This window comes from Spirillospora sp. NPDC127506, from assembly GCF_040302145.1.
Classification (GTDB): Bacteria; Actinomycetota; Actinomycetes; order Streptosporangiales; family Streptosporangiaceae; genus Spirillospora.
In genome coordinates, this window is sequence record NZ_JBEORG010000003.1 from 42,084 (window position 1) to 53,361 (window position 11,278).

The following is an 11,278-nucleotide window of genomic DNA, read 5'->3' on the forward strand; positions in this document are numbered from 1 at the left end:
CCCCGAGCCAGTCCGTTCCGTTACGGCCCGGTCAGTCGCCGACCCGGCCGCCCTCGTCATGGACGGGGCAGCAGGAGCGTACGGGACAGGTGCGACACTTGTCGTTCGCGCGCGCCTGGAAGACGTCGCTCGCCATCCCGGTCGCGACGATCTCGATGAGCTTCTTTGGCCATTCGGGGTCGGGGTCCTCGCTGGGCGGCGGCTGCTCCTGCTCGCGCGCCTTCGCGGCGAACGCGGCCTTGCCGACCTGGATCAGCTTGGCGCCGCCGGGCTCGATCAGCCCGTGCCGCTCGAACGCGCCGAGCATCACCGCGTACTGGTAGACGCCGAGCTGCGGGTGCCGCGCCAGGTCGTCCTTGGGGACGGCCGTGGAGGACGTCTTGATGTCGATGATGACGGCGCGGCCCTGCTCGTCGCGTTCGGCGCGGTCGATGCGGCCCTTGATGACGACGCGGCCGAGGTCGACCTTGAAGGACTCCTCCAGCGCGACGACCTCGTTGGGGTTGTCGCGGTGCCAGGCGAGGAACTTGTCGACCATCCTCGCGGCCTGCTCGCGCTGCTTCTCCGAGTACCAGGAGCTGCGGAACTCCAGGTCGCTCCAGATCTCGTCGAGGCGCTCGGCGACGTGCACCTCGTCGATCCCGTCGTCGGCGCCGGCCATCTCGGCGACCGCGTGGACGACCTTCCCCATCGTGCTGTACTCGTTGGGGCCGCCCTCCTGCGCGCCGACCGCCGAGGCGAGCAGCCAGCGCAGCCCGCAGGTGGTGAACGCCTCGACCTGGGACGGCGAGATGGTGATCTGCTCGTCGGCGGCGAACGCCGGCCCCGGGTCGGACAGCGCGGTGATGGCGTACCAGTTCTCCGGTCTCGCGCCGCGCACGCCCGCGCGGGCGAGCCGCGCCAGGTGCGCGGCGGCGGCGCGCCGCATGGGTTCCGGACGGGACGGGTCGGCCACCACCGAGCGCAGGTCGGCGACCAGCGCGGACAGCGACAGCCACCGCGTCTTCTCGTCGAGCTGCGACTGCTCGATGGCGCCGGGCAGGAGCTCGTTCAGGAACCGGGACGGCCGCTCCTCGGTGTCGTCGCCCCCGACGGCCGTGACGACGAGGCGCTTGCGGGCGCGCGTCACCGCGACGTAGAAGAGCCGCCGTTCCTCGTCGAGCATCTTGGCGGCCATGGAGGCGCCGGCCGCGGCGCCGCCTTCCGGCTCGGCGCCGGCGGCGTGCTCGATGAGCTCCTCGACGCCCAGCAGCGACCCGCGCAGGCGCACGTCGGGCCAGACGCCCTCCTGGACGCCGGCCACCACGACGACGTCCCACTCCAGGCCCTTGGAGCGGTGCGCGGTGAGGATGCGGACGGCCTCGCCCTCCGGCGCGTGCTCGGCGAGCGTGTCGCCGGCGATCTCCTGGGAGGCGATGTTGTCGACGAACAGCTCCGGCCCCGCCTGGGGGAGCCGGTCGACGAAGCGCGCCGCGTGGTCGAACAGCGCCACGACGGCGTCGAGGTCGCGGTCGGCCGCCGCGCCGCGCGTCCCGCCCTTCGCGCTCTGCTCCAGCAGGGCTTCGGCCTGGCCGCTCTCCTGCCAGACGGCCCACAGCACGTCCTCGGCGGTGCCGCCCTCGCGGACGGACCGCCGCGCCACCTCGATGAGGTGTGCGATCCGCTCGGCGGGGGCGCGCACCTTCTCATGGACGAGGATCAGCTCGCGCGGGTCGTCGATCGCCGCGACCAGGAGCTCGCCGAGCGGACGGTTCCCGCCCGACAGTTCCTCCAGGTCGCGCAGGGCCCGCTTGAGCCGCCGCATGGCCAGCGCGTCGGCGCCCCCGAGCGGGCCCGTCAGCAGGTCTTCCGCGACGACCTCGTCCAGGAAGCCCTTCTTCAGCGCGGCGCGCAGCAGGATCAGGAACGGCCGGACGGCGGGCTCGCCGATCAGCGGGACCTCGTCGCCCGCGACGACCACCGGGACCCCGGCCTGGGCGAGCGCGCGCCGGAGCACCGGGACCTGCCGCACCGCGCTGCGCACGAGCACGGCCATGCGCGACCACGGGACGCCGTCCAGCAGATGGGCGCGGCGCAGCTCGTCGGCCACCAGTGCCGATTCCTGGCTCTCCGAGTCGGCGATGACGGCGCGCACCTCCCCGTCGTCCAGCCCCTCGGCGGGAAGCAGCGCGCGGTGCTCGGCGGCGCCCGCCGACCCCGCGGGCAGCCTCCGCGCGATGCGGCGCGACGCGGCCAGGATCTCCGGCCCCATCCGGCGGCACGTCCGCAGCGCCACCACGGGCGCGGGCTCGCCGTCGATCGTGCGGAAGCGGTCGGGGAACTCCTGGATCCCCCGCACGTCGGCGCCGCGGAAACCGTAGATCGACTGGTCGGGGTCGCCCACGACGACGAGGTCGCGTCCCTCCCCGGCCAGGTGGTGCAGGAGGGCCTCCTGCGCGGGATCGGTGTCCTGGTACTCGTCCACGAACACCGCGTCGTAGGCGTCGCGCTCCCTGATGCGCACTTCCTCGTCGGCGAGCATGCCCGCGGCCATGTGGATCAGCTCGCCGTAGTCGTACGTCGGCACGGGGTCGAGCAGGAACCGGTCGACGTAGCGCTCCATGAACCCGCCGATGGCGGGCCAGTCGTCGCGGCCCCGCATGCGCCCGAGCGCGACGAGGTCTTCGGGGGCGTACCGCCGCTCGACGGCGCGCAAGGTGAAGTCGCGCAGCTCTTCGGCGAACCCGCGCGTCGCCAGGGCGGCCCGCAGGCGCTCCGGCCAGTCGCGGGCGCCGTCCGCCAGCTCGCCCTCCAGCAGCCGGCGCACTTCCAGGAGCTGCTCGGGCCCGGACAGCAACCGCGGCGCGGGCTCCTCGTTCAGGACGGCGTCCCGCCGGATCAGCGCGTAGGCGTAGCTGTGGAACGTGAGGGCGAGCGGTGTGCGCGTCGTCCGGTGCAGCCGCCCGGTGATCCGCTCCCGCAGCTCCCCGGCCGCCTTCCGGCTGAACGTCAGGACGAGCACGCGCTCCGGGTCGACGCCGCGGTTCTCGATGCGGTCGACGACCGCCTCGACGATCGTGGTCGTCTTCCCGGTGCCCGGCCCGGCCAGCACGAGCAGCGGCCCCCCGGCGTGCTCGACCACCCGGCGCTGCCGCTCGTCGAGCGCAGGCGGGACGGTCCGCGCGGGACCGGCGCGGCGCACGAGGCGGTAGGAACCAGAGGGCACAACAGTTCATTGGAACAGATCACCGGGACGGTTCTGACCACAACGCACGCATGTCGCGCAGGAGAAATCCCACACCGCGCCCCCGGTGCTCGGCGACCTTCCACCGCCGCCCGCCGCGCCGCACGGCCTCTGCTCAGGCCGCGGCGACCTTCTCCTTGAACGCCCGCAGCGCGGCGGCGCCCACCGCCTTGTCCTGCTCTCCGTTCCCGCCGCTGACGCCGACGGCGCCGACGACCTCGCCCTCGTGGACGATCGGGAAGCCGCCCACGAAGATCGCGAACTTGCCGGGGTGCATCTGCTCGATGCCGAACGCCTCGTTGCCGGGCAGCGCGGGCCCGTTCGGCGGCTCGTTGAACTTGTGGGTGTCGCGCTGGTGGCCGGCCGCGGTGAACGCCTTGGCGATGGCGATCTCGACGCCGGTGAGGCGGGCACCGGTCATGCGGTGGACGGCGATCGGGTGGGCGCCGTCGTCGGCGATGCAGATGGTCTGCTTGACGCCGATGCGGCGCGCCTCCTCCTCGGCCGCGGTCAGCATCACGAGGGCGTCTTCCAGGGTGAGCCGGTGGACGGTGTGCAAGGGGGCCTCCCATCGGGCGCCACCCCGCTTCTGAAATGCGGGGTATTGCCGGATTCGGACTGGTAAAGCAGGATGTGACAGACGGTCTTTCCTTTTTCCCGGCCGTCCGCCACGAACTCCTCCACTCCCGTCAGTCTCGGAGGACCGCGTCCGTCGAGGCTATGTACACTCTGCCGAACGAACCCGACGGGATGTGGGCACATGGCACATCACCCATCGATCGTGACGACCACCGACGGGCACGTGCCGGTCGGGACCCTGCTGGGCGAGCCGCTGCTGCGCGGCACCCTCCTCGCCGGGCGCGACGGGCTCGGCCGCGGCGTCGGCTGGTGCCTCCCGCTCTCCGAGACCCGCCGCTACGGCGATGGGCAGGACGCCGACCTCGCCGGCGTCGCCGTCCACCTGCCGGTGACCTCGCTGGCCGCGCCGGACGAGGCCGCCGCGCTGATCGCCGACCTCGCCCGCCGGGACGCCGCCGCGCTGCTCGCCTGGCGGCCGCCCGGCGTCGAGTCCGACCTGGTGGCCGCCGCGCACGCCGCCGACGCGGCGGGCGTCCCGCTGCTGGCCCTGCCCGCGGAGGCCGACTACCGGGCGGTGAGCCGGCTCATCGGGCAGAAGGCCCTCGCCCAGTCCGCGCACATCCTGGAGTACGGGTCGCGCGTGCACCGCATGCTCGCCGAGGTCCTCGCGCGCGGTCCGGGCGTGCCGGCGATGGCCCGCGCGGTGGTCGGGCTGTCCGGGTGCAGCGTGCTGATCTGCGACGCCGACGGCGAGCGCCTGGCCTGGGAGGAGGCGCCCGGCGCGACGCCGCCCGACCCGGACGCGCTGCTGTTCGCGCTCCCCGACGGCCTCGGCCGCCCCGAGGACCATCCCGAGTTCGCGGACGGGAGCACGCACACGGCGGAGGTGCGGCTGCGGATCGTCCCGGACGGCCCGGCCGTGTACGCGCTCGTCACGCCCGTCCTGGTGGGCGGCCAGGTGTTCGGGCGGATGGTGATGGTGGAGCGGTCCAGCCCGCCGGACCCGCACGACCTGGCTCAGCACCGGGTCGTCGCCGAGCACGGCGCGACGCTGGTCGGGTCGGAGATGCTGCGGCAGCGGTCGGTGCGGGCGGCGGAGGAGCGGGCGCGCGGCGACTTCGTGGAGGCGCTCGTCCACGGCCGGTTCGCCGACTCCTACGAGCTGGGGTCGCGGGCCCGGCACCACGGCTTCGACGTGGACGGGCACTTCGCCGTGCACGTGGTGGCGGCGCCGTCGCTGCTGCCGGTCGGCCGCGACTACCTGCGCCGGACGGTCACCGCGACGCGCACCGCGCAGAACCTGGAGCCGGGCGGCTGCGCGCTCACCGCCGCGATCAGCTCGACGATCGTGGTGATCCAGCAGGTCACCGCGCGGCACGACCCGATCAGGCAGCGCGGCGAGGCCGCCCGGTTCGCCGAACGGCTGCACCGGGCGCTGCTCCCCCAGCTGGGCGACGACCTGCGCGTCGCGCACGGCCGCCCGGGGCAGGGCGCCGCCGGGGTGGCGGCCGGATACCACGAGGCGCGGCTGACGATGGGCCTCGCCCGGCACGCCGCCGCCGGCCCCGTCTGCGGCTACGACGACCTGCGCGTGTTCGCCGCGCTGAAGGACGTCGCCGACAGCGCGGAGGCCCGCTCGTTCGCCCGCGAGACCCTCGCCCCGCTGCGCCGGGCGAACGGCGGCGACCTGGAGAAGATCGTGCTCGCCTACATCAGGGCGTCCGGGAACCTGAACGCGGCGGCCCGCGACCTCGGCCTGCACCGCAACACGATGCTCTACAAGCTGGACCGGGCGTCCCGCGCCCTGCGCATGGACATCCGGTCGGCGGAGGCCCAGTTCACGTTCTGGCTCGCCCACCACATCGACACGCTGACGAAGGTGACCGGCGCGCTCGCCGACGAGATGGCCCCACCCGCACCCGCCCGCTAGGCGGGGTCGGGGCCGGCGAAGGTCGCCAGCAGGCCCAGTACCGCCGTCGCGGCGCAGACGGCGAACACGACGCCGAAGGCGGGGGTCTGGTCGAGGACGGCGCCGACCCACGCGGCGCCGAGCGCCGAGCCGCCGAAGCGCAGCAGGTTGAACAGGCCGAGCCCGGCGCCGCGGCGGCCGGCGTCCGAGCGGGTGGCGCCGGTCGCCGCGGGCGTCTGCACGAACGCGACGCCCGCGCCGGTCAGGGCGAGCGCGGCGAGCAGCCACGGCACCGTCCCGGACGCGGCGAGCACCGCGCCGACGAGCACCTGCCCGGCGATGAGGACGACGAGGCCGCCGCGCAGCACGGCGCGCGGGGACAGCCACTCCATCAGCACCCCGGTCACCGGCCCGAGCACCGCCATCATGACGGGCAGGCTCAGCAGGACGCCCCCCGCGTAGAGGGCGTCGGTCTGGCGCTCGGTCGTGAGGTACACGGGGACGGCGAGCAGCGTGGCGCCCAGGCAGAACATCTGCGCGAGGACGCTGAGGCAGGAGCGCAGGTAGCGGGTCTCGATCAGGAGCCGGGGCGGCAGGAACGCGTCCGGGCGCCCCCGCGAGGACGCGACGTACGCCGCGGCGGCGAGGAGCCCCGCCAGCGAGCCCGACCACACGACCGGGGAGGTCGCGCCGAGCGTCGCGGCGGCCGACGTGGCCCCGAGCCCGAGCCCCGCCGCGAGCGTGAGCAGGGCCGCGCCGCGCCAGTCCAGCGGGACGCGCCGCGCCCGCCCCGCCGGGACGAACCGGACGGCGAGCGCGGCGGCGGCCACGCCCAGCGGCACGACCGGCCAGAACACCGCGTGCCAGCCGAACCAGGTGGCCAGGCCGCCGCCGAGGGTGGGCCCGGCGGCCTGGCCGACGCCGTTGGCCGCCGCCCACAGCCCGAGCGCCCGGCCCCGCCGCCCGCCGCCGAACAGCCGCGCGATCAGCGCCATGACCGCGGGCAGCATCGCCGCGGTCGCGACGCCCTGCACCACGCGCATCGCGACGAGCGCGGTCAGGTCGCCGGCCAGCCCGGCGCCCGCGGAGGCGAGCCCGAGCACCAGCATCGCGGCGATGAACACGCGGCGCGGGCCGCACCGGTCGCCGAGCCAGCCCGACACCGGCAGCAGGACGGCGAACGGGAGCGTGAACCCGATGACGACCATGGTCCCGGCGGAGATCGAGACGCCCAGGTCCCGCACGATCAGGGTCAGCGGGACGTTGACGATCGTGTTGGCGACCGTCCCGGTGAACGTGCCGAGGAGCAGCGGGACGAGCGCCGCCCACGAGCCGCGCGGCGGGGGGTCAGGCTCGGCCAACGGGCCTCCGCCGCCTGGGGCCCGCCTGCGCGGCGTCCTCCGGGGGTATGTGCACGAAGATCTGCCCGTCCTCCTCCTTCGCCGGGTACACCTTGACCGGCTTGGTCGCCGGCGGCGTGACCGGCTCGCCGGTCGCGAAGTCGAAGACGCTGCCGTGGCAGGAGCACAGCAGCCCGTCCTCGGTGGCGCGCCCGGACGACAGCAGGCAGTCGAGGTGGGTGCAGTAGTTCGACATCGCGTGCACCTCGCCGTCCCAGCGGGCGACGGCCACCTCGGCCTCGCCCACGTAGAAGCGGCGGACGACGCCCTCGGGCACCTGGCCCGACCGGGCCACGCGCTGGTACTCCATGGTCGCTCCCTAGCTCAGTGCGTCGAACAGGTCGGTGAGGTCGGTGTCCTCGTCCCGCAGGACCTCGGGGTCCGGGACGGCTTCGCAGGCGATGAGCTGCCGCGCGACGGCCAGGTCGGCGCCGCGGTCGATGGTGAACGCGCCGCGCAGCACCCCGTCGGCGAGGTAGAACGCGATGAAGTCGAAGTCCTCGACGCGGCCGCGGACGACGAGGCGGTCCGCGCCGTCGGCGAAGCCCGCGTGCTGGAGGCTGTGGCCGAACTGGTCGGACCAGAACCACGGCGGCGCCGTGTGCGGGGACGCGGCGCCGAGGATGTTCTTGGCCGCCGCCATGCCCTGCGTGTTGGCGTTGTCGAAGTGCTCCGCCCGCACGTGCCTGCCCAGCGCCGGGCGCCACTGGCAGGCCACGTCGCCGGCCGCGTAGACGCCGTCCAGGCCCGTCCGGCAGTACTCGTCGACGGGGACGCCGCCGGGGGTCCCGATCCCGGCCCCGGTGACCGGCTCGACGTTCGGGACCATGCCGGCGCCGACGACGACCACGTCCGCCTCCAGGGACGTCCCGCCGCTGGTGGTGACGACGCCCGCCGACGGGGTCTCCTCGTAGCGCTCGACCTTCTCGCCGGTGCGCAGGTCGACGCCGCTCGTGCGGAGCATCGCCGCCATCACGTCCCCCATCAGGTCGCCGAGGACGTGCCCGAACGGCCGCGCCGCCTGCTCGACGATCACCACCCGCGCGCCGCGGTCGAGCGCCGCCGAGGCGACCTCGCAGCCGATGAACCCGGCGCCGACGACCACGACCCGCGCGCCGGGCCGCAGCTCGGCGCGCAGCCGGTCGGCGTCGGCGATGGTCCGCAGGTACCGGACACGGTCGCCCGCCACGCCGGGCAGCCTGCGCGGGCGCCCGCCCGTCGCGATGAGCAGGACGTCGCCGCGCAGCGCCGTGCCGTCCGCCAGTTCCAGCGAGCGCTCGGCGGGGCGGATCGCCACCGCCTCCGCGCCGAGCCGCAGCTCGACGCCGTTGCACTCGCACCAGTCGGGCGTGAGCAGGCACAGCTCGTCGCGGTCCTGCTCCCCCGCCAGGTACTCCTTCGACAGCGGCGGACGCTGGTAGGGCGCGTCGTGCTCGGCGCCGACTAGGGTGATCCGGCCGTCGAAGCCGCGGCGGCGCAGCGTGCGGGCCGCGACGGCGGCGGTCTGCCCCGCCCCGGCCACCACAACGGATTCCATCACGGCCGCTCCTCCCTCACGGCTGCTCCTCGGTCAGGACGCGCGGCCGAGGGTCGACGTAGACGACGTCGCCGTCGACGCGCACCGCGTGGGTCGGCTGGCACTCGTCGCCGTCCTCGACCCGGCCGGTCGCCGGGTCGAACACCCACTGGTGCCCTGGGCAGATGACCCGCCCGTTCAGCACGGCCCCCTTCGACAGGGACCGCTGCTTGTGAATGCACACGTCGGCCAGCGCGTACACGTCGCCGCCGACGAGGAACAGCGCGATCTGCCGTCCCTCCACGGTCACGGCCAGGCGCTTGCGCCGCCGCACCTCCGCGAGCGTGGCCGCCGCCACCCACTCGCCCGTCCGCTGGTCCACGGGCGTCCCTCCTCACGTGCGGTCCGGCGGCGGGGCGGGCCGCGCCCCGCCGCCGGGTCGGAAATCGGATCAGGCCCCGACCAGGTCGGGCTTCACGTACGAGTCGTAGAGACCCTGCGTGTAGGAGAACCGCATCTCCGCGCCCCACCGGCACATCTGCAGGCAGCGCTGCTGCAGCTCCGGCGTGTCGGCGTGGTCGAGGACGATCTGGTAGCCGCGTTCGCCGTGCACCACGTCCGAGGTGATGTGCAGGTCGAAGAACTCGATCTCGTCCTCGGTGAACCCGTAGATCTCGCGCAGCGGCACGATCTGCTTCTTGTAGATGCTCGGGACCTGCGACTCCAGCCCGACCACGAGCGCCGCGGTCGCGACCACGAAGTGCTCGCGCATCGCCACCGCGTAGCACCATGCCTGCAGCCCGCGGGTGATGGCGTTCATGTTGGAGGGGTCCTCGACCCGCTCCCGGGTGGTGCCGCACGCCTCGGCGAACCGGATCAGCAGATCGGTGTGCCGGATGTCGGCCAGCTCCTCCTCGTACATGTTCTGGAGCGTGAAGTCCTTCGCGCCGGTGAACTCGTCGGGGGTGTTGGCGTAGACGTAGGCGAGATAGTCGGCGAACGGGCCCACGTAGTGGTAGTGGTTCTCCGCCCACCGGGCGAAGTGCTCCCTCTTCAGTTTGCCTTCGGCCCACGCCCTGCTGAACGAGGCGTCCTTCGCCTCACGCCCTTTGATGGCGTTCTGCAGCTCGGCGCGGAACGCGTCCTTTGACAGCAGCTCTGCCATTTCCTGCTCCTTCCGAACCCTTTCTCGGGTCTCTTACCGGGGTGAGATGTAGACGCTCTTCTCCTGCGTGTAGAAGAGCATCATCGAAGGTCCGGCCTGCTCCTTGAACGTCTGCGTGCTGGAGTCCTTGAGCCCGCCGAACGGCACCGTCATCGCCATTCCGGACGTCGGCTGGTTGACCTTGACCAGTCCGCTCTCGGACCGCCGCGCGAACTCCAGGGCCCGGTCCAGGTCCCGGGTGACGATCCCGGCGGACAGCCCGTACCGGGTGCCGTTCGCCAGCGCGATCGCCTCATCGAGCCCGGACGCGCGCTGGAACGCGAGCAGGGGCCCGAAGACCTCCTCCCGCGCGATCCGCATCTCCGGCGCCACGCCGGCGAAGACCGCCGGACGCACGAAGTACCCGTCGCCGCGCCCGTGTCCCGCGGGAAGGCGGCGCCCGCCGGTGACGAGCTTCGCGCCCTCCTCCTCGCCGATCCGCACGTAGTCGAGGAACTTCTCCAGCTGGAAGCCGGCGGCGAGCGGCCCCATGTCGACGTCCTCCCGCAGGCCGTCGCCCACGACCCGCGCCTCCGCCGCCCGGGCCACGCGTTCGAGCAGTTCGTCGTGGACGGCCTCGTGCGCGATGACGCGGCTCGTCCCCGTGCACGCCTGCCCGGACAGCCCGAACGCGCCCTTGGCGATGATCTGCGCGGCGCGGTCCAGGTCGGCGTCGTCCAGGACGACCACCGGGTTCTTGCCGCCCATCTCCAGCTGGCAGCGCCGCGACGGCCCGACCGCCGCGTGGACGGCGCGTCCCGCCGCCGTGGACCCGGTGAAGGTCACGGCCCCGACCCGCTCGTCGGCGGCCAGCGCCGCGCCCGCCTCGGCGCCGCCGTGCACCATCGCGACGACCCGCGGCGGCAGCCCGCCGGCCAGCAGCGCCTCCACGAGGCGCTGCGCGAGCAGCGGCGTCACGGGGCTCGGCTTGAACACCACCGCGTTGCCCGCGGCGAGCGCCGGCCCGATCTTCCGGGACGGGATGTTCAGCGGGAAGTTCCACGGCGTGATGGCTCCGACGACCCCGACGGGCTCGCGCCGCGTGTAGACGATGCCGCCGTCGCCGGCCGGGAAGCTCGTGCCGTCGATCCGGTGCGCCTCGGCCGCGTAGAACCGCAGATTGCGCGGCGTCCGGGACACCTCCATCGCGGCCTCGGCCCGCGTCTTCCCCTCCTCGCGCACCAATTCGACGACGAGTTCGCCGGCGCGTTCTTCAAGCCACCGCGCCGCCTTCTCCAGAACGTCGGCCCGTTTCTCCGCGGGCGTCGCGGCCCACAGGGCGGCGCCTTCGACGGCGCCGGCGACGGCCGCCTCCACATCGGCGGCCGACGATTCGGGGAATTCCCCGACGACGTCGTCCAGCGAAGCGGGATTGCGCCGCCGGAAAGTCGTCCCGGACGCGGCCGCCGTCCATTCCCCGCCGACGAAGTTCAGCCCTTGGTGCATG

General features: G+C 74.1%; 9 protein-coding genes. 1 reads left to right on the forward strand and 8 read right to left on the reverse strand.

What is annotated here, in order from left to right:
• Positions 1–31: 31 nt before the first annotated feature.
• Positions 32–3,205: an ATP-dependent helicase gene (locus ABTW95_RS04545; RefSeq protein ID WP_396448970.1), complete on the reverse strand. Its 3,174-nt coding sequence runs from the start codon at positions 3,203–3,205 to the stop codon at positions 32–34.
• A 133-nt stretch (positions 3,206–3,338) separates the two neighbouring features.
• Complete coding sequence (locus ABTW95_RS04550; RefSeq protein WP_396448969.1) at positions 3,339–3,782, reverse strand: GlcG/HbpS family heme-binding protein; 444 nt, start codon at positions 3,780–3,782, stop codon at positions 3,339–3,341.
• A gap of 201 nt (positions 3,783–3,983) precedes the next feature.
• On the opposite strand from ABTW95_RS04550, the gene ABTW95_RS04555 reads away from it, so the two are divergent.
• Positions 3,984–5,732 (forward strand): PucR family transcriptional regulator, encoded by a 1,749-nt coding sequence (locus ABTW95_RS04555; protein WP_396448968.1) that lies wholly within the window; start codon positions 3,984–3,986, stop codon positions 5,730–5,732.
• Here ABTW95_RS04555 and ABTW95_RS04560 read toward each other — a convergent pair.
• From ABTW95_RS04560 to ABTW95_RS04585, 6 genes are all read right to left on the reverse strand, one after another.
• A complete protein-coding gene (locus ABTW95_RS04560; protein ID WP_500224548.1) occupies positions 5,729–7,072 on the reverse strand; it encodes an MFS transporter in 1,344 nt (447 codons plus the stop codon). The two genes, ABTW95_RS04555 and ABTW95_RS04560, sit on opposite strands and share 4 nt — an antisense overlap.
• A complete protein-coding gene (locus tag ABTW95_RS04565) occupies positions 7,059–7,421 on the reverse strand; it encodes a Rieske (2Fe-2S) protein (protein ID WP_500224549.1) in 363 nt (120 codons plus the stop codon). Before ABTW95_RS04565 ends, ABTW95_RS04560 begins: the two co-directional genes overlap by 14 nt.
• 9 nt (positions 7,422–7,430) lie before the next feature.
• Positions 7,431–8,648 (reverse strand): NAD(P)/FAD-dependent oxidoreductase, encoded by a 1,218-nt coding sequence (locus ABTW95_RS04570; protein ID WP_396448999.1) that lies wholly within the window; start codon positions 8,646–8,648, stop codon positions 7,431–7,433.
• Positions 8,649–8,664: 16 nt separating this feature from the next.
• The gene (locus ABTW95_RS04575) at positions 8,665–9,009 is read right to left on the reverse strand and encodes a Rieske (2Fe-2S) protein (protein WP_396448965.1); all 345 of its coding nucleotides are present in this window, start codon (positions 9,007–9,009) and stop codon (positions 8,665–8,667) included.
• Positions 9,010–9,078: 69 nt separating this feature from the next.
• Positions 9,079–9,792: an iron-containing redox enzyme family protein gene (locus ABTW95_RS04580; RefSeq protein WP_396454247.1), complete on the reverse strand. Its 714-nt coding sequence runs from the start codon at positions 9,790–9,792 to the stop codon at positions 9,079–9,081.
• A gap of 33 nt (positions 9,793–9,825) precedes the next feature.
• Positions 9,826–11,277, reverse strand: a complete 1,452-nt coding sequence (locus ABTW95_RS04585; protein WP_396448353.1) for an aldehyde dehydrogenase family protein — start codon at positions 11,275–11,277, stop codon at positions 9,826–9,828.
• Position 11,278 lies beyond the last annotated feature (1 nt).

Excerpts from the sequence above, each read along its gene's own strand:
- ABTW95_RS04585 (WP_396448353.1), bottom strand. The coding sequence starts at position 11,277 with ATGCACCAAGGGCTGAACTTCGTCGGCGGGGAATGGACGGCGGCCGCG.
- ABTW95_RS04565 (WP_500224549.1), bottom strand. The coding sequence starts at position 7,421 with ATGGAGTACCAGCGCGTGGCCCGGTCGGGCCAGGTGCCCGAGGGCGTC.
- ABTW95_RS04580 (WP_396454247.1), bottom strand. The coding sequence starts at position 9,792 with ATGGCAGAGCTGCTGTCAAAGGACGCGTTCCGCGCCGAGCTGCAGAAC.
- ABTW95_RS04555 (WP_396448968.1), top strand. The coding sequence starts at position 3,984 with ATGGCACATCACCCATCGATCGTGACGACCACCGACGGGCACGTGCCG.
- ABTW95_RS04570 (WP_396448999.1), bottom strand. The coding sequence starts at position 8,648 with ATGGAATCCGTTGTGGTGGCCGGGGCGGGGCAGACCGCCGCCGTCGCG.